Raw genomic sequence first — 25,855 nt, 5'->3', positions numbered from 1 at the left:
ATTACAACACCAGCCACAGTAAAAAGGCCAGAACAATCAACCCCACGACCGCGCTCAGCACCGGGCGCGCTGCCAGCGGTTGCAAAGCCGGCGGCAGCGAACCGGAAATGGGCGCCCATATCGGATGCGGATTCAGTTCGTTGTCGGCCAGGGCTTGCTCATGGGCTCTTTCAGCCCGACGCGCAAACAGGAAGTTAAGCAGATCCTGGGTTTGCGTCGGGGTCAGCACCATTTGCGGCGTGGCCTGAAAACGTTGCAGGCTGTAATCCTGCAGCATCTGCTGTTCACGCTGATCCAAAGGATGTTTTAACGAGGCTTCAATCAGCTGTAACGTCGGCGCACTGTGCTGGCTCAACGTCTGACGCACCTGCAAATACTGTGTAAGCAGCGGGTAATGGCGCGACGGAATAGGATCGCCGCTGGTGAGATTGACCAGCTTCAGCGCAGCGGTCCATATTTTGCCACTGGATTCGCCTGTCGCGGCAGCCAGACGAACAATTTGCTGATTCAGCGCCTGATGCTCCGCAGGCAGCAGCGAACGATCGCTGGTACGGCTCTGTTGGGGTTGCGGAATTGCCATCTGACCATTTTGCAGCATGGTTAATACCTGGCGCAGCTGGTCCTGGGTTAAGGCACTCAGTACCGTCTGACCAAACTGCTGGCGGATAAAATCACTGACCGCCTGGCGATTATTACCTTTCGGCAGCAGGTCGGTCAGCTGCGTCATTAACTGACGTGTGCCGTGGCCTGTCTGCACCTGCGCCAGGCGGGCATTAAGAAACTGCTCCGCAGCCGGAAAATGGCGCGACTGAAGCTCTGCTTCGCTTTTAACACCTACTTCATGGCGTAAACCGGCCCAGAGTTCGGGCGCCTTAAACGTGCTAAGCGACATAATGCGCACAATCAAACGCTCAAGCGTCGTGCGCTGGGCAGGAGAAAGGGGCTGTTCACCGGCAACGCTTCCTGCACGCGGGGCGTCAGTTTGCGGATTAACAGATGAACGATCGCCGACCGGCACACCGGGGCCGCTGACAGGTTGCATGGCGGATTCCTTGGGAAACAGAACAGCGTGGGGTGCGCCGGAAACAGAATACGCTATGATAACAAAAGCCCCTGGGAAATCCACGGGGCTTGTGTGTTTCGCACAAAGATTTACTTACTGATGCACGGGGGCGGGTTTACGGCGCAGTCGTTTCCACACCAGAGGCACAATCAATACGGCTACAGCCAGGATAAGCAGCACCTTGGCAATCGGGCTTTCCCACAGGATAGCCATTTCACCATTGCTGATAGACAGCGCCCGACGCAGGTTTTGCTCCAGCATTTCACCCAGTACAAACCCCAAAATCAGCGGTGACATAGGGAAATCCATTTTTCGCAGGATATAGCCGAAAATGCCCAATCCCACCATCAGCAGCAGGTCAAAGGTGGTGCTGTGAACCGCATAAACGCCCACCGCGGAGATGGCGGCGATAGCCGGGACTAAGAACCACAGCGGAATCGTCAGCATACGCGCAAACACGTTAATCATCGGGATGTTCATGATCAACAGCATCAGGTTGCCAATCAGCAGCGCGGCAATCAATCCCCAGACAATATCCGGCTGCTCAGTAAACATCGCCGGGCCTGGAGTGATGTTATACAACGTTAGCGCACCGACCATCACTGCGGTGGTACCGGAACCGGGAATGCCGAGCGTCAGCATCGGAATAAACGAGCCACAGGCGGAGGCATTGTTCGCCGCTTCCGGCGCAGCCACACCGCGAATATCCCCTTTACCAAACTGATCGCTGCCGCTGATTTTTTTCTCGGCCATGTAGGCGATAGCACTGGCGATAGTCGCGCCCGCGCCGGGTAACACACCCACAAAGAAGCCAATAAACGAGGCACGCAGCGTGGCACCGGTAGACATGGCGGCCTCTTTCATATTGAACATCATGCGGCCACTGGCGCGGACCACTTTCTGCCCGCTGTGTGTGGATTCCAGCATCAGCAAAATTTCGCTGACCGAGAACAGGCCAATGACCACCACCACAAACTGGATGCCGTCAGAAAGGTGCACACTGTCAAAGGTGAAGCGATAGACGCCGGTATTGGCATCGACGCCCACGGTCGCCATGCTCAGCCCGATCAGGGCCGACAGGAACGACTTAAGTGGGTTCTGACTCATCATGCTGCCCAGGCAGGCAATGGCAAAGACCATTAGCGCAAAATATTCGGCTGGGCCAAACGCCAGCGACCAGCGGGCCAGCAACGGGGCGAATAAGATGATGCCGAGGATGGCAATGGTGGAACCGACGAAGGAGCTGACGGCAGAGATCGAGAGTGCCACACCCGCTTTGCCTTGCTGCGCCATCGGGTAGCCATCCAGCGCGGTCATGATCGCGCCGGCATCGCCCGGGACGTTGAGCAAGATGGAGGAAATGCGCCCACCGTATTCACAACCCAGATAAACCGTCGCCAGCAGAATCAACGCTGATTCGGCAGGCAGGTGCAGGGCGAACGCCAGCGGCATCAAAATCGCCACGCCGTTGATCGGCCCGAGTCCGGGCAGTAAGCCGACGATCGTGCCGATAAAGCAGCCGATGAGGGCAATCAGCAGGTTTTCAGGCGTCATGGCAACGGCAAAACCGTGCATCAGGAAAGACCAGGTTTCCATTATTTCTCTCCTTAATTGAACAGGCTGCCAGCGGGCAAGGTCACGTCAAGTAAACGGTCAAAGGCGTAGAACAGTGACCATCCCATTACCGCACCAGAGAGCAGGGCGGCCCACCAACGTGCACCAAACAGCATGCCGAGACCGAAAGTCAGCAGCGAAGTGGATAGCGGAAAGCCTAGGGTTTCAAACATCCCGCCGTAAACCAGCATCATCACCGCCAGCGCCACCAGACGTTTCATCGTGGCTGCCGATGGCCACTGGATGTCATCCGGTTTTCTCAGCAGCAGCATCAGGGCACAGAAGGCCATCAGGCTGAGAAGGATGAGCGGAAAAGGGCGCGGTCCAACGGGCTCATAGCTGTATTCGCTTTGAATTTGCCAGGCGATGACCAGGCCTGCCAGGCACATCAGTAGCCACAGGGTGGCGAAAATACGATCGCTCATGATGTCCCCCGGTTACTTAGCCAGACCAAAGGATTTCGCCTGCTCGCGGTAAGCGGCAACCTGATCTTTCACGTATTTATCCAGTTCTGCGCCGAACATATTGAATTCAAACAGGCCACGCAGTTCGCGCTGCTTTTTGAACTCTGGGGTTTGCACCATTTTCTCAAAGGCGCTCTGCCACCACTGATAATCGGCATCGCTGACTTTAGGGCCAAGATAGAAGCCACGGATAATGGGCCATTCCACGTTAAATCCCTGCTCTTTGGCGGTCGGAATTGACGCCAGTTGATCGGGCAGGCGTTTGTCTGCCATTACCGCCAGCACGCGCAGTTTGCCCCCTTGTAAATGCGGCACCATCTCGCTGAGATCGCCCGACATTACCTGAATATGATTCCCCAGCAGGGCGGTGACCACTTCACCTCCGCCTTCGAAGGCGACATAGCGCATTTTGCGTGGATCAATACCGGCTTCTTTAGCGATCAGCGCGGTCTTCATCCAGTCCTGACTGCCGATGGAGGCACCCGCGCCCACAACCACTTTGGTCGGATCTTTTTTCATCGCGGCCATGAGCTCGCCCAGGTTTTTCCACGGCGCGTCTTCACGGACGGCAATCATGCCGTAATCGGTGCCAATCGCCGCCAGCCACTTAACGTCATCAACCGAATAGCGACCAAACTTGCCCTGGGACAGATTCAGCAGCGAGCCACCCGAAAAGGCTACGACCGTACCGGCTTCGGCAGGACGCTGCGCAATGATCGCGTTATAGGCCACTGCACCCACGCCGCCTGGCATATAGGTGATGCGCATCGGTTTCTCAATCTGTTTGGTTTCCATCAGCGAAACCTGAATCAGCTTACAGGTCAGGTCGAAACCGCCACCGGGTTTAGCCGGTGCGATGCATTCCGTTCTGTCTGGTGCAGCGGCATAGCCGGATGACGGCAACATTAAAGCCAGCAGGGCAGAGGCGAGGGCGGTATGGATTATTTTTTTCATCGTGCGCTCCATCTTTCTTCCAGAGTGTGATTACCACCGACAATTCGGCGTTGCTGAATTGTTAAATCAGTAACCTTTCATTTACCTTTCATTGATGAGGTTTAGTGAAAGGATGTGATATGCGTCTCTTACTGGTTGAAGATACGGCGGAACTGGGGCGATGGTTACAGAAAGCGTTAACCCAGAAAGGCTTTGCCGTGGACTGGGTGGTCGATGGCGTGGCGGCCGACCACAGCCTGCAAAGCGAAGACTATGCGCTGGTGGTGCTGGATGTTTCTTTGCCGCGTCTGGACGGCATCGAGGTGTTAACGCGGCTGCGCCGTCGGGGACAAAATATGCCAGTGCTGCTGCTGACCGCGCGCACTACGCTGGACGACCGCGTGCGCGGCCTGAACACCGGTGCTGATGACTACCTGACCAAACCCTTCGAACTGGATGAACTGGATGCGCGTCTGCGTGCGCTGTTGCGGCGTTCACAGGGGCAATCACCACAAAATCAAACGCTGGGACAGCTTGAGCTTAACGGCGAGGGCTACTTTTTGCTGGACGAAAAACCCCTGGCGCTGACGCCGCGTGAGTCCAGTGTGCTCACCACGCTGATGCAGCGCCGTGGCCGTCCGGTCTCGCGGCAGCACCTCTATGAGCAGACCTTTACGCTGGTGGACGAGGCCAGCCCGGAAAGCATTGAGCTGTATGTCCATCGGGTGCGCAAAAAACTGGCCGGGAGTGATGTGGGCATTGTGACGCTGCGAGGGCTGGGCTATAGCCTGGAAACCCTGCCATGCGACTGATTCATTCTCTACGCGGTGAGCTGCTGGCGTGGCTCGGCCTGCCGCTGGTGCTACTGTGGATTCTGTCGGTTTATACCCATTATCAGAGCGGCCTGGCGGCGGCGAATCAGGCCTACGATCGCTCCCTGTTGGCCTCTGCGCGCACCGTCGCCGAGCGGCTGGTGGTTCGTCATCAGCATCTGGAGGTGGATGTGCCCTGGGTGGTGCTCGACAGCTTTGAGCGCAATATGAATGACCGCCTGTATTATCAGGTGATTTCGCCCCAGGGCAAGACGTTATCAGGCTATGACGGGCTGCCCCCGATTCCTGCCACCAGCGAAATGTCTGCAGCCTATCCCGCGTTAGTGCATTTTTATGACGGGCTTTACCAGAAGCAGCGCATTCGGGTGGCTGCGTTATGGCAGCCGGTCAGTGAGTCGGGCGTGGAAGGCATGGCGCTGGTGCTGGTGGCGGAAACCATTCACTCCCGTGAGGCATTTGCTCAGGGGCTGATGCGCACTGCGTTACTCAGCCAAAGCGCGCTGGTATTCATCACGCTGTTACTGGCGAGCATGATGCTGCGCCGGGTATTGCGGCCGCTGCGCCGTCTGTCACGCATCGTGCTGCGCCGTAACGGCGCGGCGCTGACACCGTTGCCGTCCCTGCCGTGGTCGGAGTTACAGCCGCTCATCATCGCCTTTAATCGCTACCTTGAGCGACTGAGAGGGCTACTGGCGCGGCAGGACAGGTTCAGCGCCGATGCCGCTCACCAGCTTCGCACCCCGCTCACCATCCTTAAAACCCAGATCAGCACGGCGCTGGACAGCGACCGGCCTGAACAGTGGCGCGAAAGCCTGCAGGGCATGCAGCATACGCTGGATGACACCATCCTGCTGACCGATCGCCTGCTGCAACTGGCGCGAATTAAAGCCCGTCACGGGGAAGATAAGCCCATGGCGCGGGTGGATTTAGCGGCCATCGTCCGCGAGGCCTGCTTTAGCCGTTATGCCGCGGCACGCGCAAAATACATTGATCTGGGTTATGAGGGTGATGAACACAGTGAGGTGAAAGGCGACGCGCTGTTGCTGGGCGAACTCTGTGCCAACCTGCTGGATAACGCGATTAAATATACCCCTTCTCAAGGGATGATCACTGCGCGCCTCCAGAGCGGAACACTTCAAATTGAAGACGCGGGGCCGGGGATTAGCCCGGACGAGCAGCAAAAAGCGCTGCAGCCTTTTATCCGGCTGGATAATGCCGCTATGCATGCCGGTGCCGGCATTGGGCTGGCGCTGGTCCAGGATATTTGTGCCTGGCACGGCGCTGTCGTGACGCTGGATCGCAGCCCGTTACTGGGCGGGCTACGGGTTACCGTCCAGTTCAATGTGGATCGGTGTTAACCGGTTTGTGCGCGGTTAACGGCCTGCGCAGTCGCTGGGCCAGCAGAACGCCCGTCAGCGTCAGACCGCCGCCAATCCAGTGATAGCTGTGCAGATGTTCATGCAGAAACAGCACCGCAATGATGGCGGTAAACACCGGTGTCAGATTCATAAAAATACTGGTGATGCTGGCCCCTAACTTTTGAACGCCATGTATCCACAGCCAGGGCGCAAGAATAGAGGCAAACAGCCCGGCAAAGGCCACCAGGGGAAGATTGCGCGACGTGAGCGAGACATCTGACGTCATCAAAAAGCCGGGCAACAACAGCAGAACGCCAAAGGCAATTTGCACGTAAAGGCTCTGCCAGACCGGCAACGGAATCGACCAGCGTTTTGTCATCACGCCATAAAGCGCATAGCAGCTGGATGCCGCCAGCATCATCGCTTCTCCGGCACCGATACCGTGATTCAGCAGCTGGTGAAGGTTGCCTGCGCTGACCAGCCAGATTAAGCCGCAGAACGAAATCAGGCTGCCCACCAGAATGCCCACCGTCGGCGCAATCCGCAGGATCAGCAGGCTGAGCAACACCGTTAACAGCGGAATCAGCGCCGCAATAATGCCCATAAACAGGGCGCTCACGCTGTGGGCGGCATAGTAAGCCAGACTTTGATACAGCGCCATGCCCAGCAGTCCCAGAACCATCAAACGCCAGAGGTGCGGCCTGATCGCCTGCCAGCGCCGTATCACGCCGGGTAACACAAACGGCGTTAACACCAGCAACGCCAGTAGCCAGCGATAAAAGGAGATGGCTGCAGGCTCGATTGCCCCCGCCGATAATTTATTTACGATAGCGTTAACCGACCAAATCAATACCGCAAACAGCGGAAACAGAAAAAACATAGTATGACTCCAGCCTCAGACCCGCGGCAGTTTACGCCTGTCTGACATGCTTCTGCCAGCCTTATGGTCGACGGCATGGGGAGGTTAGGCTAAGGCGGGGCTTTTGTGCCAGAATAGCGCCCTTAAATGCAACACACAGGAAAGCCGTGGTGAAAATTCTCGTCGATGAAAATATGCCCTACGCCCGTGAACTCTTTAGCCGTACGGGCGATGTGGTTGCCGTACCTGGCAGGCCATTACCCGAAGCGCAATTAGCCGACGCTGATGGACTGATGGTGCGATCGGTCACTCAGGTTAACGCGGCGTTACTGCAGGATAAACCTGTCAGGTTTGTGGGCACGGCCACGGCCGGGACGGATCACGTCGATGAAGCCTGGCTGGCGCAGGCGGGCATCGCGTTCTCGGCCGCACCCGGTTGTAACGCCATCGCCGTCGTAGAGTATGTTTTTTCTGCCTTGCTGCTGCTGGCTGAACGCGACGGTTTCCTGTTGCGCGATCGTACCGTGGGCATTGTTGGCGTGGGTAACGTGGGCAGCCGTCTGCAGAAACGCCTGGAAGCCTGGGGCGTGAAAACGCTGCTGTGCGATCCACCCCGGGCTGACCGTGGGGACGAAGGGGATTTTCACTCGCTCGATACGCTGGTTGAGCAGGCCGATATTTTGACGTTTCATACGCCACTGTTTAAATCTGGCCCTTACAAGAGCTGGCATCTGGCGGATGCTGCGCGGCTGATGGCCCTGAAGCCTGACACCATTCTGATTAATGCCTGCCGCGGCCCGGTAGTCGATAATGCCGCGTTGCTGGAAGTGCTGAATATGCGCCACGATCTGAGCGTGGTGCTGGACGTCTGGGAGCCGGAGCCGGATCTCTCGCTGGCACTGCTGGATAAGGTCGATATCGCCACAGCCCATATTGCCGGTTACACCCTGGAAGGCAAAGCGCGCGGCACCACCCAGGTTTTCGAGGCCTGGTGCGACTTTATTGGTCAACCGCAGCAGGTGCCGCTCGGCAGCCTGTTACCGACGCCGGAATTCAGCCAGATCCGTCTGAATGGGCCGCTCGATCAGCCAACGCTGAAACGGTTAGTGCATCTGGTGTATGATGTGCGCCGCGATGATGCGCCACTGCGAAAAGTGGCGGCAAAACCGGGCGAGTTTGACCGCCTGCGCAAACAGTATGAAGAGCGTCGTGAATGGTCATCATTACAGGTGAACTGTGATGATCAGGCCACCGCTGATCTGCTTATTCAACTGGGCTTTAACGCCATATTATCCTCAACCTGATTGGTTCCGCCTGCGTGAGCGGCGGGTGAAGGTAGGGATAATTCTGAATCCCCGGGCGGTGACATCACCGCCTTCTGTTTTTATGTCATTGTCTGAGGTAAACCAACATGTCTGACGGCTGGAATATTGCGCTACTTGGCGCAACAGGCGCAGTAGGGAACGCTGTACTGGAACTGCTGGCTCAACGCCAGTTCCCGGTTGGTGAATTGTATTTGCTGGCGAGCGATAACGGTGCCGGTGAAATTAAACGTTTCGAAGGCCGTTCTGTTCGGGTCGAAAACGCGGCGGAGTTTGACTGGTCACAGGCGCAACTGGCCTTTTTTGTTGCCGGTCGCGAGGCATCAGAACGCTATGCAGAAGAAGCGGCGAGTGCAGGCTGCCTGGTTATCGACAGCAGTGAGCTGTTTGCCCTGTCACCGGACGTGCCGCTGGTGGTGCCGGACGTCAATCCCCAGGTGCTGGCGGATTACCGTAATCGCAATATCATCAGCGTGGCAGATAATCTGGTGAGCCAGCTGCTGACGGCCATTAAACCGCTGGTCGATGCGGCAGGTTTAGGCCGTTTACAGGTGACGAATCTGATCTCTGTCTCCACGCACGGCAAAGCGGCCGTGGATGCGCTGGCAGGGGAAAGTGCACGTTTGCTGAACGGCGTGCCCGCTGACGAGCACCATTTTGGTCGCCAGCTGGCTTTTAACCTTCTGCCGCAGCAGGCGGACAGCGAAGGCAGCGTAGAAAGCGAGCGTCGACTGGTCGATCAGGTGCGTAAAGTGTTGCAGGACGACGGGTTGCCGGTTGCCGTCAGCAGCATTCAGGCACCGGTGTTTTATGGCAATGCGCAGATTGTCCACATTGAAAACCTGCGCCCGCTGTCGGCCGAAGAGGCGAGGGCAGAATGGGCACTGGCGGCCGATATTCGTCTGAGTGAAGAGGCCGAGGTGCCGACGCCGGTCACGGATGCCTCCGGCACCGATGAAATGAGCATCGGCTGTGTGCGTAATGATTACGGCATTCCGGAGCTGTTGCAGTTCTGGTCAGTGGCGGACAACGTTCGTTTCGGCGGCGCGCTGATGGCCGTAAAAACCGCTGAGAAGCTGGTCCAGGAGTACATGTACTGATGTCAGAAGGTCAGACAAAAAAACTGGCACTGGGCATTGAGTACGACGGCAGCCGTTACTATGGCTGGCAACGTCAGCAGGAAGTGCGCAGCGTGCAGGAAAAGCTGGAGCGGGCGCTGTCGAAAGTGGCTGACCATCCGGTCAGCGTATTCTGTGCCGGCCGCACCGATGCCGGGGTCCATGGCACCGGACAGGTGGTGCATTTTGAAACCGTGGCGCCGCGTGCCGATGCGGCCTGGACGTTAGGCGTCAACGCCAACCTGCCTGATGATATCGCTGTGCGTTGGGTAAAGGCGGTGCCGGATGACTTTCACGCCCGCTTTAGCGCGACGGCCCGGCGCTATCGTTATCTGATTTACAATCAGCGGCTACGTCCGGCGATTCTGGGCAACGGTGTGACGCACTTTTACTATCCTCTGGATGTGGAAAAGATGCAGCGTGCCGGTCAGTGCCTGCTGGGCGAGAATGATTTTACGTCTTTTCGCGCCGTGCAGTGCCAGTCGCGAACGCCGTGGCGCAATGTGATGCACCTTAATGTCACGCGTCAGGGGCCTTATGTGATTGTCGATATCAAAGCGAATGCCTTTGTGCACCATATGGTGCGCAATATTGTCGGAAGTCTGATGGAAATTGGCTGTGGAAATCAGCCAGAATCCTGGATGGCTGAACTGCTGGCCGCCAAAGACCGTACCCTGGCAGCGGCGACGGCGAAAGCCGAAGGGCTTTATCTGGTTGCGGTGGATTATCCCGCGCATTTTGCTTTACCACAGCCGGCGATGGGGCCATTGTTCCTCGCGGATTAATTAACCTTACGTACAAGGGATCGTTATGGAGTTCATCCATTTTGTGGTCGATTTTATTCTGCACATTGACGTGCATCTGGCCGAATTAGTAGCGCAGTATGGCATCTGGATTTACGCCATTTTATTCCTGATTTTGTTCTGCGAAACGGGATTAGTGGTGACGCCGTTTTTGCCAGGGGATTCGCTGCTGTTCGTGGCAGGGGCGCTGGCCGCGTTGCCGGGTAACGATCTCAACGTGCATCTCATGGTGGCGCTGTTGGTCATTGCCGCTATTCTTGGGGATGCCGTGAACTACACCATCGGCAAACTGTTTGGCGAACGGCTGTTCAGTAACCCGAACTCAAAGATTTTCCGCCGCAGCTATCTCGATAAAACCCATGCGTTTTATGCCCGTCACGGGGGGAAAACCATTATTTTGGCCCGCTTCGTGCCTATCGTGCGCACCTTTGCGCCTTTCGTCGCCGGAATGGGGCACATGTCCTATCGCCACTTCGCGCTGTTTAACGTCACCGGCGCGCTGGCCTGGGTGCTGCTGTTCTCCTATGCGGGTTATCTGTTTGGCGATTTGCCTGTGGTGCAGGAAAATCTTAAGCTGCTTATCCTCGGGATCATCGTGGTATCGATTCTGCCGGGTGTGATTGAAATCTGGCGTCATCGCCGCCAGGCTAAGCAGTAAAATCCACCCTGAGCAGCGGCGTTGCTCAGGGGTAAGACCAGATTTTTATCCACAGTCTTAATTGGTTGTGGTTTAATGAGCGACATTTACCGTCTGCTGAAGCGGTTTTCAGCAGTATCGAGACGACTGGACCAGGTCAGTTTTTAACAGAAAGGTCATCAATGAGCTGGATTGAACGCATTCTTAATAAAAGCAACATTACGCCTGCACGTCGTGCCAATATTCCGGAAGGAGTGTGGACGAAATGCGACAGCTGTGGCCAGGTACTTTATCGTGCCGAGCTGGAGCGTAATCTTGAGGTCTGCCCTAAGTGCGACCACCACATGCGCATGCACGCCCGTGAGCGCCTGGCGAGCCTGCTCGATCAGGGCACGCTGGTCGAGTTGGGCAGCGAACTGGAACCCAAGGACCTGCTGAAGTTCCGGGATTCCAAAAAGTATAAAGATCGTCTGGTGGCTGCACAGAAAGCCACGGATGAAAAAGATGCGCTGATTGTGATGAAAGGTCAGCTGCACGGTATGCCGGTGGTGGCAGCCGCCTTTGAATTCGCCTTTATGGGCGGGTCAATGGGTTCTGTGGTTGGCGCACGTTTCGTGCGAGCAGTGGAGCAGGCGCTGGAAGATAACTGCCCGATGATTTGCTTCTCTGCCAGTGGCGGGGCGCGTATGCAGGAAGCGTTAATGTCGCTGATGCAAATGGCCAAAACCAGCGCCGCGCTGGCGAAAATGCAGGAGCGGGGTCTGCCGTATATTTCGGTCCTCACCGATCCAACCATGGGCGGCGTCTCTGCCAGCTTCGCGATGCTGGGCGATCTGAATATCGCCGAACCTAAAGCCCTGATCGGCTTTGCCGGCCCGCGCGTGATTGAGCAGACCGTGCGTGAAAAACTGCCGCCGGGCTTCCAGCGTAGTGAGTTTCTGATTGAGAAAGGGGCGATTGATATGATCATCCGTCGTCCTGAAATGCGCTATAAACTGGCGAGTCTGCTGGCAAAAATGATGAATCTGCCAGCACCGCTGCACGACGGTGAAGCGTTCGCACCTGCGACGACCGACCCGGAGAGCAACGAGGCCTGACAGGAGACCGAAGGCGCGCGGGTCGCGCCTTCCACCAATGCACCGTATACCTTGCGGCTTTCACCGGGTATAAATTTGCAAAACGGGACATATGGACAATCTTCACCTTCCTCAAGCCACGTCGCCTTTGGCCACGTGGCTTTATTATCTTGAACACCTCCACTCTCAGGCGATAGAACTGGGCCTGGATCGTATTCGCCTGGTGGCGCAACGTCTGGACCTGCTTAAGCCTGCGCCCTTCGTGTTTACCGTTGCGGGCACGAATGGCAAAGGCACCACCTGTCGCACTCTGGAAACCCTACTGATGGCCGCCGGTTATCGGGTCGGGGTTTACAGCTCACCGCACCTTGTGCGTTACACCGAGCGTGTCCGGGTTCAGGGGCAGGAACTCAGTGAAGCCCAACACAGCGCCAGTTTCGCCGACATTGAAGCGGGTCGCGGTACGATTTCTTTGACCTATTTTGAATTTGGCACGCTGTCGGCGCTTAACCTGTTTAGGCAGGCAAAGCTGGATGTGGTCATTCTGGAAGTCGGGCTGGGCGGTCGGCTGGATGCGACCAACATTGTCGATGCAGACGTCGCGGTCATTACCAGTATTGCGCTGGACCATACCGACTGGCTTGGCCCGGATCGTAACAGTATTGGTCGGGAAAAAGCCGGTGTCTTCCGCCAGGCTAAACCGGCGGTCGTCGGTGAACCGGATATGCCCGCCACCATTGCTGAAGTCGCCCGTGAAAAAGGCGCGGTGTTAATGCAGCACGGGCGCGACTGGCAGTACCGGCAGCAGGCAGAAAGCTGGTCACTGCGCGATGCGCAAGGCGAGCTGAGTGATTTACCTCTGCCTCAGGTGCCATTGCCTAACGCGGCTACCGCCCTGGTGGCGCTTCGCGCTTCAGGGCTGAAAGTCAGCGAGGCGCTGATTCGTGCGCATCTGCCGCTGGCGATTTTGCCCGGCCGTTTCCAGACGATCAGCGAATCACCTCGCGTAATTTTGGATGTTGCCCATAATCCCCACGCCGCAGCCTATCTGGCCTCGCGACTTGCGGCGCTGCCGCAGGCAGGTCGGGTACATGCGGTCGTTGGCATGCTGCACGATAAAGATATTGCTGGCACGCTGGCGGCGCTGTCACCTCAGGTGGACAACTGGTATTGCGCGCCGCTTGATGGCCCTCGCGGTGCCAGCGCGGAACAACTCATGGCGCACGTGACCTCCGCTCAGGCGTTCGCGGATGTTGAACAGGCCTGGCAACAGGCGCGCCAGCAGGCGGAACCGCAGGATGTCATTCTGGTCTGCGGCTCTTTCCTGACGGTCGCGCAGGTCATGGAATCGATTGAAACGGAGAAAGGACGTGGCGAGTAAGTTTCAAAACCGTTTAGTCGGTACCGTTATTCTGGTAGCCGTCGGCGTAATCGTATTGCCGGGGCTGCTGGATGGTAAGAAAAAGCATTACAAAGAAGAGTTTGCCGCGATCCCTCTGGTGCCCAAACCCGATGATCAGCAGGACAGCGAAATGGTGCCGCCGGTGACGCAGTCGCTTCCTGCGCAGCCGCCTGCGGGCGCGGGCAGTGCGGTCAGCCATCCTGATGCGGATGACGCTGACGCCGCCGAGGGCAGCAGTCAGCCAGAGCACAGCAGCGAGCCGAGCGTGGTATCGCCGCCGCCGGTACATTCGTCGACGGCCACGACCACACCGAAAGCCAAACCGGTGGAGCCAACCCGACCAAAACAGGTTGAACAGGCTAAACCGAAATCGGCAGAGCCGCCGCAGAGCAAACCGGTGGAAAAAACCCGGCCGGTTGAACAGGCTAAGCCGGTTGAAAAAACCAAACCTGCCGAACAATCGCAGCCTGCGGAAAAGTCCGCCCCAGCAGAGCAGCCTAAAGAGACTCAGCCTGCCGGTCAGGCCTATGTCGTGCAGTTGGGTGCGCTGAAAAATGCCAGTAAGGTCAATGAAATCGTCGCGAAGTTGCGCTTGTCGGGTTACCGGGCTTATACGGTGCCGTCCACGCCGGTACAGGGACAAATCACCCGTATTTATGTCGGGCCGGACGCTTCAAAAGCCAAAATGCAGGCGGCGGTGGCTGAGCTGAAAAACGTGTCGGGCTTAAGCGGCGTCGTAAAATCTTACAGCGCACGTTAAACCGCTGATTGGTGCTGCCGATAAGATTAACAGGCAGCGCCTTTCGCCGCGGGAACGGGGACACCGGGAGCGGCTCAGGCGTGAATAGCGACCACTTTTCAACCTGTTAATGGGTTAATAATGACACAGGCGAAGACGGATTTTTTCATCGCCTTTTTTATGGATGCAGAACCTGAAAACCCCTACGCAAACGTTTTCTTTTTCTGTTAGAATGCGCCCCGAACTGGAAGCAGGGGTGCAATGGCACTGGCGCTGGAAGAGTTCATGATCTGGATTGATTACGTCATTATTGCGGTAGTTGGTTTTTCGGCTTTGGTCAGCCTGGTTCGAGGGTTTGTCCGCGAAGCCTTATCTCTTGTTACCTGGGGATGCGCGTTTTTTGTCGCCAGTCATTACTATGCCTACCTTGCAGTCTGGTTCACAGGTTTTGACGACGAACTGGTTCGTAACGGAATCGCGATTGCGGTGCTGTTCATCGCGACCCTGATTGTGGGGGCAATCGTGAACTACGTTATCGGCTCGCTGGTTGAGAAAACCGGCCTGTCGGGAACCGATCGGGTATTAGGCGTTTGTTTCGGGGCGTTGCGTGGTGTGCTCATCGTGGCCGCTTTGCTGTTCTTCCTTGATACATTCACGGGCTTTTCGAAGAGCCCGGACTGGCAGCAGTCTCAACTTATTCCCGAGTTCAGTTCTATAATCAGGTGGTTTTTTGACTACCTGAAAAGCACGTCGAGTTTTTTGCCCCGGTGAGGCCACCGGGCGTACGGCTTAATGAGGAAATGACAACATGTGCGGTATTGTCGGTATCACCGGTTTCATGCCGGTCAACCAGTCGATCTATGACGCGTTAACGGTGCTCCAGCACCGTGGGCAGGATGCCGCAGGCATTTGTACCATCGATGCGCTGAACTGCTTTCGCCTGCGTAAGGCGAATGGTCTGGTCAGCGACGTCTTCGAAGCGCGTCATATGCAACGTTTGCAAGGCAACATGGGGATTGGTCACGCACGCTATCCTACCGCGGGCAGCTCCAGCGCTTCTGAAGCACAGCCGTTCTACGTCAACTCGCCGTACGGTATTTCTCTTGCCCATAACGGCAATCTGACCAATGCACATGAACTGCGTAAGCGCCTGTTCGAAAAGGGTCGCCGTCATGTGAATACCACCTCAGATTCTGAAATTCTGCTGAATATTTTTGCTCAGGAACTGGATCGTTTTCAGCACTATCCGCTGGAAGCCGACAACGTTTTCGCCGCCATTGCGGCGGTGCACCAGCAGGTTCGTGGCGCGTATGCCGTGGTGGCGATGATTATCGGTCACGGTATGGTGGCCTTCCGCGATCCTAACGGCATTCGTCCGCTGGTGCTGGGCAAACGCGTCATTGCCGATGGCCGTACCGAGTACATGGTGGCGTCTGAAAGTGTGGCACTGGACACCCTGGGTTTTGAATTCATCCGTGACGTTGCACCGGGTGAAGCGGTCTATATCACTGAGCAGGGACAGCTTTCTACCCGTCAGTGCGCCGAAAACCCTAAAAACAATCCTTGCCTGTTCGAATACGTCTATTTTGCCCGTCCGGACTCATTCCTGGATAAGATTTCGGTCTACAGCGCCCGCGTCCGTATGGGCACCAAGCTGGGCCAGAAGATTGCCCGCGAGTGGGAAGATCTGGATATCGACGTGGTGATTCCGATTCCGGAAACCTCAATGGATACCGCGCTGGAAATCGCACGTATCCTCGATAAGCCTTACCGTCAGGGCTTTGTTAAAAACCGCTACGTCGGCCGTACCTTTATCATGCCGGGTCAGCAACTGCGCCGCAGCGCGGTTCGCCGCAAGCTCAACGCTAACCGTGCCGAGTTCCGCGATAAAAACGTCCTGCTGATTGATGACTCTATCGTGCGCGGCACCACCTCTGAGCAGATTATCGAGATGGCTCGTGAAGCGGGCGCGAAAAAGGTTTACCTTGCATCTGCCGCACCGGAAGTGCGTTTTCCCAATGTCTATGGCATCGATATGCCAAGCGCGACCGAGCTGATTGCCCACGGTCGTGAAGTAGAAGAAATTCGCCAGATCATCAAAGCGGATGCGCTGATTTTTCAGGACCTTGATGACCTTATCGAAGCCGTACGGGAAGAAAACCCGGATATCGTTCAGTTCGAGTGTTCCGTCTTCAACGGTATTTATGTGACGAAAGACGTCGATCAGGGCTATCTTGAATATCTGGAATCTCTGCGTAATGACGACGCAAAAGCCATTGCCCGTCAAAATGAAGTGGAAAATCTTGAGCTGCATAACGAAGGCTAAGCTAACCTGAATGCAAATAAGAGGGCGGGACTTATCCCGCCCTCTGTGTTTTCTGCCGGTCTGCGCTATTATGGTGCGCTTTGCCACTGCAAGGTTGAACGATGAAACGACTCATTATTGGTATTTCTGGCGCAAGCGGCGTGATATTTGGCATCCGGCTGTTGCAGGTTTTGCAGCAGGTCAGTGATGTGGAAACGCACCTGATCATCAGTCAGGCAGCACGTCAGACGCTGAGCCTGGAAAGCGACTACAGCCTGCGGGACGTCCAGGCGCTGGCCGATGTGGTTCACGATGTGCGCGATATTGCCGCCAGCATCTCCTCCGGGTCGTTTAAAACGCTGGGAATGGTGATTCTGCCCTGCTCGATGAAAACCCTGTCCGGTATTGTGCATAGCTACAGCGACTCGCTGCTGACACGTGCAGCGGATGTGGTGCTGAAAGAGCAGCGCAAGCTGGTACTGTGCGTGCGTGAAACACCGCTGCATATCGGTCATCTGCGGATGATGACCACCGCGGCTGAACTGGGGGCCATCATTATGCCGCCGGTGCCTGCCTTTTATCACCGTCCCACCACTATTGATCAACTGGTCGATCAGACTGTTAATCGGGTTATCGACCAGTTTGATATTGAACTGCCGCAGGATTTATTTGTGCGCTGGCAAGGTGCATAAGTTTCTTCTTCCGCACTTCTTTGGTGCAGAAACGCGGGAGCGATCACTGTTCCTGCATTTCCTGAACTAAAAGTTCACAACATCGCTTTTTCTCTGCGACATCGCTGATATATTCCATTCACAAACCCAGCCTTTTCGTGGCTAAACGGCTGGCTGGGCAGGCGGTAACGTTGCAGAACTGGCATGAAACATGCACAGGAAAAAGCAGTGTTAGTCGCAAACACACATCATGCACCACATAACAATAAGCATTTTACTTGAGGGTAATCTATGAAGAAGCGTGTTCTGGCTCTTTCTTTAATGTTGGGCCTGTCCAGTGCGGCCAGCGTATTTGCAGCAGTACCGACCTCGATTCGTGTCGGCACTGACCCAACATATCCGCCGTTTGAGTCGAAAAACGCGCAAGGACAGCTGGTCGGTTTTGATATCGATCTGGCTAACGAAATCTGTAAACGTATTCAGACCAAGTGTACTTACGTAGAAAGCGACTTTGATGCGCTGATCCCCTCTTTGAAAGCCAAGAAAATCGACGCCATCATCTCCTCGCTGTCTATCACCGCTAAGCGTCAGGAAGAAATTGCGTTCTCTGACAAGCTCTATGCCGCCAATGCGCGTTTAGTGGCGCCTAAAGGCGCAAAAATTGAACCCACTCCTGAGTCGCTGAAAGGCAAAAATATCGGCGTACTGCAGGGCACCACCCAAGAAACCTATGCTAATCAGAACTGGCGTCCAAAAGGTGTGACCGTCACGCCTTATGCTAACCAGGATCTGGTGTATCAGGATCTGACCGCTGGCCGTATCGATGCTGCCTTCCAGGACGAAGTTCAGGCTGCCGAAGGCTTCCTGAAACAGCCGGTTGGCAAGAGCTATGCGTTTGCAGGCCCGGCAGTGAAAGACGATAAAATCTTTGGCGTCGGCACCGGCATGGGATTGCGTAAAGATGATACCGAGCTGAAAGCGGCCATCGACAAAGCGTTCGAATCTATGCGTAAAGACGGTACCTACGACAAAATTGCGAAGAAATATTTTACTTTCAACGTGTACGGTGACTGATCTGTCGTCTTCGCTTCTGCTGTTCGCATAACAGGATGCGCCTCTGGTTGCCCCAGCCTGTCTGGCCGGGGCAACGTTGTGCGTTATCGTTTATGTGTTAACAGAAGCAACGCGGCCCGTCTGTAGGGCGGGCACCGCGTCGTTTCCACCCCACGACAGGACTTTTTTCCATGTTGTATGGCTATTCTGATGTCATTTTAAAAGGGACGCTGGTCACGCTTGAACTCGCGCTGAGTTCAGTCTTGATGGCGGTGATCCTGGGGCTGATTGGTGCTGGCGCGAAGCTATCGCGTAATCGCCTGCTGTCCCTGATTTTTGAGGGCTACACGACGCTGATTCGTGGCGTGCCCGACCTCGTTCTGATGCTGCTGATCTTCTACGGTCTGCAGATTGCGCTGAATCACCTTACCGATGCGCTCGGACTGGCCCAGTTCGATATCGATCCCATGGTTGCGGGCATCATTACGCTGGGGTTTATCTACGGCGCCTATTTTACCGAAACCTTCCGCGGTGCCTTTATGGCGGTGCCAAAAGGGCAAATCGAAGCAGCCACAGCGTTTGGTTTTACCGGTTCCCAGATTTTCCGCCGAATCCTGTTTCCGGCGATGATGCGCTATGCGCTGCCCGGCATTGGTAACAACTGGCAGGTGATCCTGAAAGCCACGGCACTGGTTTCCCTGTTAGGTCTGGAAGATGTGGTTAAAGCCACGCAGTTGGCCGGCAAAAGCACATGGCAGCCATTTTATTTTGCCATCGTAGCCGGTGTGATCTATCTGGTCTTTACGACCTTGTCTAACGGCATTCTCTGGTGGCTCAATCGCCGCTACACGGTCGGTGTGAAGAGGGCGGAGCTATGATCGAGATTCTTCACGAATACTGGAAAGCGCTGCTCTGGACAGACGGTTATCGCTTCACCGGCGTAGCCATTACCCTGTGGCTGCTGATTGTCTCGGTCGTGCTGGGCGGCTGCATGGCGGTGTTGCTGGCGATTGCGCGCGTGTCACCGAATCGTTTTATCAGCCTGCCGGTGTGGCTCTTTACCTACGTTTTTCGCGGTACGCCGCTTTATGTACAACTGCTGGTGTTCTACTCCGGCATGTATACGCTGGAAATCGTTAAAGGCACGGAGCTGCTGAATGCGTTTTTCCGTAGCGGCCTGAACTGTACGTTACTGGCTTTCACCCTGAATACCTGCGCCTACACCACGGAAATTTTCGCCGGTGCGATTCGTGCTGTGCCACACGGCGAAATCGAAGCCGCGCGGGCCTATGGCTTTTCCACCTTTAAACTGTATCGCTGCATTATTTTGCCTTCTGCGTTGCGCACGGCCTTACCGGTTTACAGCAATGAAGTCATACTGATGCTGCACTCAACCGCTCTGGCTTTTACCGCAACCGTGCCAGATTTGCTGAAAATCGCCAGGGACATTAACGCGGCAACCTATCAGCCCTTTACCGCGTTCGGCATTGCGGCCGTGTTGTACCTGATTATTTCTTATGTGCTGATTAGCCTGTTTCGTCTTGCGGAACGTCGTTGGCTGGCGCACGTGAAACCTTCTTCATCGCATTGAGTAAGACTATGGCTGATAACAAATTAAGCGTCACCGACCTGCATAAACATTACGGTGAACATGAAGTATTAAAAGGCGTGTCATTGCACGCCAATGCGGGCGATGTCATCAGTATTATTGGCTCGTCGGGTTCAGGGAAAAGTACCTTTTTACGCTGTATCAACTTCCTCGAAAAACCGAGCGAAGGTGCCATTGTGGTCAACAACACCGCCATTACCCTGGTGCGCGATACGGATGGCCAGTTGAAAGTGGCAGACAAGGAGCAGCTGCGCCTGCTTCGTACCCGTCTGACGATGGTCTTTCAGCATTTCAACCTGTGGAGCCACATGACCGTGCTGGAAAACGTCATGGAAGCGCCGATTCAGGTGTTGGGGCTGAGTAAAGCCGAAGCACGCGAGCGCGCCATTACCTATCTGAACAAGGTCGGCATTGATGAGCGGGCGCAGGGAAAATATCCCGTACACCTGTCCGGTGGTCAGCAGCAACGCGTTTCGATTGCCCGCGCACTGGCGATGGAGCCGGAAGTGCTGCTGTTTGATGAGCCTACCTCTGCTCTGGACCCCGAACTGGTCGGTGAGGTGCTGCGCATCATGCAGAAACTGGCCGAAGAGGGCAAAACCATGGTGGTGGTCACGCACGAAATGGAATTTGCCCGTCACGTTTCCAGCCACGTGATCTTCCTGCATCAGGGAAAAATTGAGGAGCAGGGACCCCCGACGGAATTATTCGGTAACCCGAAAAGCCCACGCTTACAGCAGTTCCTTAAGGGATCGCTGAAGTAGTTGAGTTACCTGTCATTCAGCAGGCGCATGGCGGTGGTTTCGTCGGTCACCAGGCCCGATATCCAGCCGCCGTTCACCGCAGCCTGAATGGCAGCATATTTTCGCTCACCACCGGCAAAGCCGATGATATTGCGCGTCGTCTGGCTTTCCAGCGTCACGCTGGTTAACAGCGCATCGGTCTCCCCCAGAACACGTTCGCCCTGCTGATTGAAGAAGTGGCCGAGCATTTCCCCGACAACGCCGCGCGCATTCAGCGCTTGCACCTGACTGTCAGTAATAAAGCCTTCCGCATTCAGTGGGCAGCCGGGGTTAACTTCCCCGATCCCCAGAAACGTCACATGCGCCTGCAGTGCACGATCGACCACGCGCTGATAGACCTGATGCTGACACCACATCTGCTTATCTTCCGGGCTGTCAGCAAACAGCGGTGCGGGGATGAAGAAATACTTGCCCTGCATTTTTTCAGACAGCTTAAGTGGCACGTCATAGCGGGTGCCCGAGTCGTCACGGGCAATCGCGCCAATCATGGAAACACAGTGGTGCTGAGGGCGTTCCACCCAGGGCAGCGCATCGATAATGGCGCGCAGCGTTTTGCCCGATCCAATGCCAAACACCTGCGGCTGATCGTCATTGATAAACTGTGACATCACCTCTGCACCTTCCACCGCCAGCATCTGCTGTATGGCGTCGTCGTCAAGGCCACCGGAGGGCACGACGCGACAATGCTGCAGGCCAAATTTTTCCTGCACATCGTGCGCCAGACGCAGGCAGTGCGTGACAGGATGATCGATCTTCACGCTGACCATTCCCATTTCACGCGCCCCTGATATCAGGCGCTGGGCAACCTGGCGCGACAATCCCAGCGCCCGGGCGATCTCCTGCTGCGTTAAGCCCGCGACGTAATACATCCAGGCAGCACGCGCGGCGAGTTCCTGTTTCTTCTCTTCTTTGTTCATTCCGGCATTCCATCTTCTGTGAACCGCCATTTTATCGCGCAATGCGGCGAAAAGCCTATTCGGGCAAAAGCGCATTTTCTGGGCGAATGTTTTAAATGTGAAATTAATCACAGTACATCGACGTAACCTCTGATTAACATATGTGCATCCGGGCAAATGCCCTTTAGTTAAACAAATGCTTAAAGAGGTCGTGATGACAACGTCAGTTTGGATGCATATCGGCGCAGGCTCGTTCCATCGTGCTCATCAGGCATGGTATCTGCATCGACTGATGCAGCAGGGTGACAGCCGTTGGCATATCGCCCTGGGAAATATCCGCGATGATGCCACGCCGTTACTCACGCAGTTGGCTGCGCAGCAAGGCGAATATGTGCTGGAAACGGTCACGCCAGAAGGCGATCGCGATTACGAAACCATCACCTCGATTCGTCAGGTTCTGCCGTGGGACAAAGAGATCCGCGCGCTGGTGCGGCAGGGGGCCGATCCGGCAACCCGGGTGATCGCGTTTACCGTGACCGAAGCCGGTTACTATTTAACGCCGGAGCATGAACTGGACCTGCAGCAGCCCGATATCCGTGCGGATCTTAACGGCGAGGCACGAACGCTGTATGGCGCGCTGGTGCGCATCCTGACGGCACGTGTTGCCAACGGCGGTGCACCCGTAACGCTGTTGAACTGCGACAATCTGCGTCATAACGGTGAACGTTTTCGCCAGGGCTTTTTAGCTTTCCTGGCGGCGAAGGGCGCAGATCGCCTGGCCGAGTGGGTACGCGAGAAGACGACATCGCCAAATACCATGGTTGACCGTATCACCCCGCGCCCCACGGCAGATGTCGCTGAGCGGGTTCAGGCCGCGACAGGTAAAGATGATGCGGTGCCGGTGATGGCGGAATCCTTTATTCAGTGGGTCATTGAAGACGATTTTATTGCCGGACGTCCGGCGCTGGAGCAGGTTGGCGTCGAGCTGGTGGACTCGGTGCTGCCCTGGGAAGAAGCCAAAATCCGTATCCTGAACGCCACCCACAGTGCAATTGCCTGGGCGGGAACCCTTATCGGCTTGCTTTACATCGATGAAAGCACCCGACAGAAAGCTATCCACCAGATGGCCTGGGAATACGTCTCTCAGGATGTCATTCCCTCGCTCTCTCCCAGCCCGCTAAACCTGGCGGACTATCGGGATGTGGTGTTGTCTCGCTTCAGTAACCCTTGGATCAAAGACACCAACCAACGTGTGGCGGCGGATGGCCTGTCAAAAATTCCCGCGATGGTGACGCCGACCTTGCAGGAATGTTACCGGCGCGGCACGCCGCCAGCCGCCAGCCTGGTGCTACCCGCGCTGTTCTATCTGTTTTTGCAGCGTTGGGCCCGGGGCGAGCTGCCCTATGACTATCAGGATGGCGTGCTGCAACCCGACGTGATTCAGCAGTGGTTTGCCCGCACCGATCCGCTGACGGCGTATATGAGCCAGTCTTCCCTGTTTGGTGAGCTGGCCGCGTCTGATGATTTTCATGCGCGGCTGACCACGACCGTGGCCGGGCTGGAAACATGGTTGGTCCAGCCAGAGCAACCTCTTGCCGTGGTGTAGGGAGATGACAGGTTCTGGCTATGGATATTGGCCGCTCAGCGCTAAAAGCGCCGATGGTGAAATCGCGGCAGCAATGTGGCATCGGAACATGCCGCATCTTATCCGCACCGGGCAGAGCAGAGCCCATGAAGCGGGTAACGCGCAGCTGCCTGAACGTCGCGGTGCTGGCGCTGACCATCGTTATACATCTCGTCAATGCGGCGGGTCATGAGCGGGCGGACGCGCGAATGTACCTCAACGTGCCAAATCCTGGCGTTTTCTGCCTAGGACGAGAGGCTTTAGCGCCGCCTGACCGTCTGACCGCGTGCTGTGAGCTCTACCGTCAACCATGTCAGTCTCGCTCGCTGACCTGATTAACCTGTAACCGAACAGAGAAGGACCATCGTCATGCACTCTACTGCGTACTGGTTTGGCTTGCCCAAACATCTGATCTGGGGATTTGTGGCTATTGCCGTTTTTATGGCGGGTGACGGCTTCGAGATGGCTTTCCTGTCACGCCATATTACCGATATGGGGTTCACGCCAGGCCAGTCGGCGCTGGTGTTCACTTTTTACGGTTTAGCCGTGGCGCTGGCGGCATGGGCGTCAGGTGTGGTGGCGGAGCTGATTACCCCGCAGCGCGCCATGCTGATTGGTTTTATTTTGTGGGTGGTCATGCATGCCCTGTTTATGAGCCTGGGACTGGGGATGCGTAATTATCCGCTCATGGTGCTGTTCTATGGTATTCGTGGTCTGGCCTATCCGCTGTTTATCTACTCATTCATGATGCTGCTGGTGCAGGTCCTGCCACGGGAACGGCTGGCTGCCGCCACGGGCTGGTTCTGGGCGATGTATTCAGTGGGGATCGGCGTAGTGGGAAGCTATCTGCCAAGCCTGATTATCCCTTCCGTTGGTGAAACCGGCACATTATGGCTGGCGATTGGCTGGGTCACCTGCGGCGGCTTGCTGGCGTACTTTAGCCTGCGCAACGTGCCGGTCGATCGTTCTCGCGTCAACTTGCCTCTGCGGGAAAAAATGACGGAGATGTCGCGAGCGGTGACCATCCTGTTCACCAACCAGCATGTGTTTTATGCCTGCCTTATCCGCATCATTAACACATTGTCGCTGTTTGGCTTTGCCATCATCATGCCGCTGCTGTTTGTGGACCGCCTTGGGTTTACCCTGTCGGAGTGGCTACAAATTTGGGCGGTGTTCTTCTTTGTGACCATCTTTACCAATATTTTCTGGGGCATCATGGGCGAACGTATTGGCTGGATTCGCCAGGTTCGCTGGTTTGGCTGCCTGGGAATGGCCGTTTCCAGCCTGGCGTTCTACTACCTGCCTGTCTATGCCGGTCACAATTTCCTGGTCGCCCTTATTCCCGCCGTGATGCTGGGGATTTTCGTTGCGGCCTTTGTGCCGATGACGGCGGTTTTCCCCACGCTGGAGCCGCATCATCAGGGCGCGGCCGTTTCGGTATATAACCTGTCTGCCGGTATGAGCAATTTTGTCGCGCCCGCGATCGCCTCGGTGATGCTGCCGTTTTTTGATATCGTCGGCGTGGTCTGGGCGTACACCGGTCTGTATGTGTTTGCTGGTGTGCTGACGTTTATCATTCGCGTCCCGCAACCGAATCACGGCGCGCTGCGTAGGGTGAAGTCAAAACCCGCCGTCACGTCGCAGTAAACGACAGGGGAGCGCCATGCTCCCCTCTGTCGCTCAGTTTTTTACCACGTCCTGTAACGCGTCCTGCAGCTCATACCAGCGGAAGCGAAAACCCGACGCCTCCAGTCGTTTGGGCAGCACATGTTGCCCACCCAGCACCAGCACAGAAGATTCACCCATCATCAGTTTTATGGCACTGGCTGGGGTGCGCATGAAAGCAGGGCGGTGCATCACTTCGCCCAGCGTGGCGGCAAACTGCTCATTGCGCACGGCATAGGGTGAAACCATGTTAAAAGGGCCGCTGCAGTCGTCATTGTCCAGCAACCACATAATGCCATTGACCATGTCATCAATATGAATCCACGGCATATACTGTTTGCCGCTGCCGATAGGGCCGCCGATACCCAGTTTAAACGGCAGTTTCATTTTACTCAGCGCGCCGCCCTCGCGCGCCAGCACGACGCCGGTTCGCAGCAGGCAGACGCGCGTGCGCTCCGTTTGAGCGGTCAGCGCCAACTGCTCCCAGCGGGCACACAGCTCGTGGGTAAACTCATTTTGGCCGGGATCATCCTCGGTTAATACGACGTCGCCACTGTTGCCATAAAAGCCCGTCGCCGATCCCGAAATGAAGACGCGCGGTGGTGTGGTGCTGGCATTGATCAGTGAGGCGATGCGTTCCGTGATTTGCCAGCGGCTCTCGCACAACTGCTGTTTATGCGCCTCGGTCCAGCGTTTATCAGCGATGGGTTCGCCGGCCAGGTTAATGACGGCATCGATGCCGTCAAGCGACTGCTGTTGCGCCAGGCCTGACCAGAGCGCGATGTCCTCCCCCAGCTTTTCTCGTGCGGCGGCAACGTCGCGGGTGACCACGCTAACCTCGTGACCGAAGTGTTGTAAACGTGGGATAAGATGGCGGCCAATAAGCCCGGTTCCACCGGTGATTAAGATATGCATAGTGCGGCTCCGTCTGATTTTTTATTTTTTGCTTACTTCATCATAGAAGAGTCGTACCCGTGTGGCGTGAGCCGCTTCGTAATTTAGCGAGTT

At 56.1% G+C, this 25,855-nt stretch carries 25 protein-coding genes; 18 read left to right on the top strand and 7 right to left on the bottom strand.

All coding sequences use genetic code 11. The features are described 5' to 3' along the window. Position 1: 1 nt before the first annotated feature. The 4 genes from flk to FBY13_RS09105 form a co-directional block, all read right to left on the bottom strand. Positions 2–1,042, bottom strand: coding sequence for a flagella biosynthesis regulator Flk (gene flk, locus FBY13_RS09120; RefSeq protein WP_145393995.1), 1,041 nt, complete (start codon positions 1,040–1,042; stop codon positions 2–4). Between the two features lie 114 nt (positions 1,043–1,156). Continuing rightward, positions 1,157–2,659 carry a tripartite tricarboxylate transporter permease gene (locus tag FBY13_RS09115; RefSeq protein ID WP_145393994.1) on the bottom strand — a complete coding sequence of 501 codons (1,503 nt, stop codon included), beginning with the start codon at positions 2,657–2,659 and terminating at the stop codon, positions 1,157–1,159. 11 nt (positions 2,660–2,670) lie between these two features. Further along, a complete protein-coding gene (locus tag FBY13_RS09110) occupies positions 2,671–3,102 on the bottom strand; it encodes a tripartite tricarboxylate transporter TctB family protein (RefSeq protein WP_145393993.1) in 432 nt (143 codons plus the stop codon). 12 nt (positions 3,103–3,114) lie between these two features. Then, the gene (locus FBY13_RS09105; RefSeq protein ID WP_082875239.1) at positions 3,115–4,095 is read right to left on the bottom strand and encodes a tripartite tricarboxylate transporter substrate binding protein; all 981 of its coding nucleotides are present in this window, start codon (positions 4,093–4,095) and stop codon (positions 3,115–3,117) included. A 119-nt stretch (positions 4,096–4,214) separates the two neighbouring features. On the opposite strand from FBY13_RS09105, the gene tctD reads away from it, so the two are divergent. Both tctD and FBY13_RS09095 read left to right on the top strand, forming a co-directional pair. Next, positions 4,215–4,886 carry a transcriptional regulator TctD gene (gene tctD, locus FBY13_RS09100; RefSeq protein WP_063880334.1) on the top strand — a complete coding sequence of 224 codons (672 nt, stop codon included), beginning with the start codon at positions 4,215–4,217 and terminating at the stop codon, positions 4,884–4,886. Beyond that, positions 4,877–6,265, top strand: coding sequence for a sensor histidine kinase (locus FBY13_RS09095; protein ID WP_145393992.1), 1,389 nt, complete (start codon positions 4,877–4,879; stop codon positions 6,263–6,265). Before tctD ends, FBY13_RS09095 begins: the two co-directional genes overlap by 10 nt. Here the strand turns inward: FBY13_RS09095 and FBY13_RS09090 are convergent. Then, entirely contained in the window at positions 6,246–7,145 is a 900-nt protein-coding gene (locus FBY13_RS09090; protein WP_145393991.1) for a DMT family transporter, read from the bottom strand. The two genes, FBY13_RS09095 and FBY13_RS09090, sit on opposite strands and share 20 nt — an antisense overlap. A 149-nt stretch (positions 7,146–7,294) precedes the next feature. On the opposite strand from FBY13_RS09090, the gene pdxB reads away from it, so the two are divergent. The 14 genes from pdxB to hisP all read left to right on the top strand — a co-directional run bounded on the left by pdxB (position 7,295) and on the right by hisP (position 20,623). After that, positions 7,295–8,428 carry a 4-phosphoerythronate dehydrogenase PdxB gene (pdxB, locus tag FBY13_RS09085; protein ID WP_096010901.1) on the top strand — a complete coding sequence of 378 codons (1,134 nt, stop codon included), beginning with the start codon at positions 7,295–7,297 and terminating at the stop codon, positions 8,426–8,428. Positions 8,429–8,535: 107 nt separating this feature from the next. Further along, positions 8,536–9,546 (top strand): aspartate-semialdehyde dehydrogenase, encoded by a 1,011-nt coding sequence (locus tag FBY13_RS09080; RefSeq protein WP_063880330.1) that lies wholly within the window; start codon positions 8,536–8,538, stop codon positions 9,544–9,546. After that, on the top strand, positions 9,546–10,349 hold the full coding sequence (truA, locus tag FBY13_RS09075) for a tRNA pseudouridine(38-40) synthase TruA (RefSeq protein ID WP_096010900.1): 804 nt from the start codon (positions 9,546–9,548) through the stop codon (positions 10,347–10,349). The genes FBY13_RS09080 and truA overlap by 1 nt, the downstream gene beginning before the upstream one ends. Positions 10,350–10,374: 25 nt before the next feature. Continuing rightward, on the top strand, positions 10,375–11,025 hold the full coding sequence (locus FBY13_RS09070) for a DedA family protein (protein ID WP_109717423.1): 651 nt from the start codon (positions 10,375–10,377) through the stop codon (positions 11,023–11,025). A 161-nt stretch (positions 11,026–11,186) separates the two neighbouring features. Next, complete coding sequence (gene accD, locus FBY13_RS09065; protein WP_063880327.1) at positions 11,187–12,101, top strand: acetyl-CoA carboxylase, carboxyltransferase subunit beta; 915 nt, start codon at positions 11,187–11,189, stop codon at positions 12,099–12,101. A 91-nt stretch (positions 12,102–12,192) separates the two neighbouring features. Beyond that, positions 12,193–13,461, top strand: coding sequence for a bifunctional tetrahydrofolate synthase/dihydrofolate synthase (gene folC / locus FBY13_RS09060; RefSeq protein ID WP_145393990.1), 1,269 nt, complete (start codon positions 12,193–12,195; stop codon positions 13,459–13,461). After that, entirely contained in the window at positions 13,451–14,242 is a 792-nt protein-coding gene (dedD, locus tag FBY13_RS09055) for a cell division protein DedD (RefSeq protein ID WP_145393989.1), read from the top strand. The genes folC and dedD overlap by 11 nt, the downstream gene beginning before the upstream one ends. A gap of 264 nt (positions 14,243–14,506) precedes the next feature. Beyond that, a complete protein-coding gene (gene cvpA, locus FBY13_RS09050; protein WP_026021019.1) occupies positions 14,507–14,992 on the top strand; it encodes a colicin V production protein in 486 nt (161 codons plus the stop codon). 37 nt (positions 14,993–15,029) lie between these two features. Continuing rightward, positions 15,030–16,547, top strand: coding sequence for an amidophosphoribosyltransferase (gene purF, locus FBY13_RS09045; RefSeq protein ID WP_063880324.1), 1,518 nt, complete (start codon positions 15,030–15,032; stop codon positions 16,545–16,547). Positions 16,548–16,648: 101 nt separating this feature from the next. Further along, on the top strand, positions 16,649–17,218 hold the full coding sequence (locus tag FBY13_RS09040) for a UbiX family flavin prenyltransferase (RefSeq protein WP_063880323.1): 570 nt from the start codon (positions 16,649–16,651) through the stop codon (positions 17,216–17,218). A 270-nt stretch (positions 17,219–17,488) separates the two neighbouring features. Beyond that, on the top strand, positions 17,489–18,271 hold the full coding sequence (argT, locus tag FBY13_RS09035) for a lysine/arginine/ornithine ABC transporter substrate-binding protein ArgT (protein ID WP_109717420.1): 783 nt from the start codon (positions 17,489–17,491) through the stop codon (positions 18,269–18,271). Positions 18,272–18,441: 170 nt separating this feature from the next. Further along, on the top strand, positions 18,442–19,128 hold the full coding sequence (locus FBY13_RS09030) for a histidine ABC transporter permease HisQ (protein ID WP_063880321.1): 687 nt from the start codon (positions 18,442–18,444) through the stop codon (positions 19,126–19,128). Further along, complete coding sequence (locus FBY13_RS09025; RefSeq protein WP_063880320.1) at positions 19,125–19,841, top strand: ABC transporter permease; 717 nt, start codon at positions 19,125–19,127, stop codon at positions 19,839–19,841. Before FBY13_RS09030 ends, FBY13_RS09025 begins: the two co-directional genes overlap by 4 nt. 8 nt (positions 19,842–19,849) lie before the next feature. Beyond that, a complete protein-coding gene (gene hisP / locus FBY13_RS09020; RefSeq protein WP_063880319.1) occupies positions 19,850–20,623 on the top strand; it encodes a histidine ABC transporter ATP-binding protein HisP in 774 nt (257 codons plus the stop codon). Positions 20,624–20,628: 5 nt separating this feature from the next. On the opposite strand, the gene FBY13_RS09015 is transcribed toward hisP, so the two are convergent. After that, the gene (locus tag FBY13_RS09015) at positions 20,629–21,579 is read right to left on the bottom strand and encodes a sugar-binding transcriptional regulator (RefSeq protein ID WP_063880318.1); all 951 of its coding nucleotides are present in this window, start codon (positions 21,577–21,579) and stop codon (positions 20,629–20,631) included. Positions 21,580–21,772: 193 nt separating this feature from the next. Between FBY13_RS09015 and dalD the strand changes: the two genes are divergently transcribed. Both dalD and FBY13_RS09005 read left to right on the top strand, forming a co-directional pair. Continuing rightward, a complete protein-coding gene (gene dalD, locus FBY13_RS09010) occupies positions 21,773–23,164 on the top strand; it encodes a D-arabinitol 4-dehydrogenase (RefSeq protein ID WP_145393988.1) in 1,392 nt (463 codons plus the stop codon). Between the two features lie 387 nt (positions 23,165–23,551). Continuing rightward, on the top strand, positions 23,552–24,829 hold the full coding sequence (locus FBY13_RS09005) for an MFS transporter (protein WP_096010893.1): 1,278 nt from the start codon (positions 23,552–23,554) through the stop codon (positions 24,827–24,829). A gap of 33 nt (positions 24,830–24,862) precedes the next feature. Here the strand turns inward: FBY13_RS09005 and FBY13_RS09000 are convergent, their stop codons facing one another. After that, positions 24,863–25,762: a TIGR01777 family oxidoreductase gene (locus FBY13_RS09000; protein ID WP_096010892.1), complete on the bottom strand. Its 900-nt coding sequence runs from the start codon at positions 25,760–25,762 to the stop codon at positions 24,863–24,865. Between the last annotated feature and the right edge of the window lie 93 nt (positions 25,763–25,855).

It is taken from the genome of Pantoea sp. SJZ147 (assembly GCF_007828605.1).
Taxonomy (GTDB): domain Bacteria; phylum Pseudomonadota; class Gammaproteobacteria; order Enterobacterales; family Enterobacteriaceae; genus Pantoea; species Pantoea allii.
The sequence above is the reverse complement of the archived record's forward strand: the minus strand, read 5'-3'. Positions and strand labels throughout refer to the sequence as shown.

What these genes read in the sequence shown, in the direction of transcription:
- flk (WP_145393995.1), bottom strand. Translation starts at nt 1,042, where the DNA reads ATGCAACCTGTCAGCGGCCCCGGTGTGCCGGTCGGCGATCGTTCATCT.
- FBY13_RS09115 (WP_145393994.1), bottom strand. Translation starts at nt 2,659, where the DNA reads ATGGAAACCTGGTCTTTCCTGATGCACGGTTTTGCCGTTGCCATGACG.
- FBY13_RS09110 (WP_145393993.1), bottom strand. Translation starts at nt 3,102, where the DNA reads ATGAGCGATCGTATTTTCGCCACCCTGTGGCTACTGATGTGCCTGGCA.
- FBY13_RS09105 (WP_082875239.1), bottom strand. Translation starts at nt 4,095, where the DNA reads ATGAAAAAAATAATCCATACCGCCCTCGCCTCTGCCCTGCTGGCTTTA.
- tctD (WP_063880334.1), top strand. Translation starts at nt 4,215, where the DNA reads ATGCGTCTCTTACTGGTTGAAGATACGGCGGAACTGGGGCGATGGTTA.
- FBY13_RS09095 (WP_145393992.1), top strand. Translation starts at nt 4,877, where the DNA reads ATGCGACTGATTCATTCTCTACGCGGTGAGCTGCTGGCGTGGCTCGGC.
- FBY13_RS09090 (WP_145393991.1), bottom strand. Translation starts at nt 7,145, where the DNA reads ATGTTTTTTCTGTTTCCGCTGTTTGCGGTATTGATTTGGTCGGTTAAC.
- FBY13_RS09080 (WP_063880330.1), top strand. Translation starts at nt 8,536, where the DNA reads ATGTCTGACGGCTGGAATATTGCGCTACTTGGCGCAACAGGCGCAGTA.
- truA (WP_096010900.1), top strand. Translation starts at nt 9,546, where the DNA reads ATGTCAGAAGGTCAGACAAAAAAACTGGCACTGGGCATTGAGTACGAC.
- FBY13_RS09070 (WP_109717423.1), top strand. Translation starts at nt 10,375, where the DNA reads ATGGAGTTCATCCATTTTGTGGTCGATTTTATTCTGCACATTGACGTG.
- accD (WP_063880327.1), top strand. Translation starts at nt 11,187, where the DNA reads ATGAGCTGGATTGAACGCATTCTTAATAAAAGCAACATTACGCCTGCA.
- folC (WP_145393990.1), top strand. Translation starts at nt 12,193, where the DNA reads ATGGACAATCTTCACCTTCCTCAAGCCACGTCGCCTTTGGCCACGTGG.
- cvpA (WP_026021019.1), top strand. Translation starts at nt 14,507, where the DNA reads ATGATCTGGATTGATTACGTCATTATTGCGGTAGTTGGTTTTTCGGCT.
- purF (WP_063880324.1), top strand. Translation starts at nt 15,030, where the DNA reads ATGTGCGGTATTGTCGGTATCACCGGTTTCATGCCGGTCAACCAGTCG.
- FBY13_RS09040 (WP_063880323.1), top strand. Translation starts at nt 16,649, where the DNA reads ATGAAACGACTCATTATTGGTATTTCTGGCGCAAGCGGCGTGATATTT.
- argT (WP_109717420.1), top strand. Translation starts at nt 17,489, where the DNA reads ATGAAGAAGCGTGTTCTGGCTCTTTCTTTAATGTTGGGCCTGTCCAGT.
- FBY13_RS09030 (WP_063880321.1), top strand. Translation starts at nt 18,442, where the DNA reads ATGTTGTATGGCTATTCTGATGTCATTTTAAAAGGGACGCTGGTCACG.
- FBY13_RS09025 (WP_063880320.1), top strand. Translation starts at nt 19,125, where the DNA reads ATGATCGAGATTCTTCACGAATACTGGAAAGCGCTGCTCTGGACAGAC.
- hisP (WP_063880319.1), top strand. Translation starts at nt 19,850, where the DNA reads ATGGCTGATAACAAATTAAGCGTCACCGACCTGCATAAACATTACGGT.
- FBY13_RS09015 (WP_063880318.1), bottom strand. Translation starts at nt 21,579, where the DNA reads ATGAACAAAGAAGAGAAGAAACAGGAACTCGCCGCGCGTGCTGCCTGG.
- dalD (WP_145393988.1), top strand. Translation starts at nt 21,773, where the DNA reads ATGACAACGTCAGTTTGGATGCATATCGGCGCAGGCTCGTTCCATCGT.
- FBY13_RS09005 (WP_096010893.1), top strand. Translation starts at nt 23,552, where the DNA reads ATGCACTCTACTGCGTACTGGTTTGGCTTGCCCAAACATCTGATCTGG.
- FBY13_RS09000 (WP_096010892.1), bottom strand. Translation starts at nt 25,762, where the DNA reads ATGCATATCTTAATCACCGGTGGAACCGGGCTTATTGGCCGCCATCTT.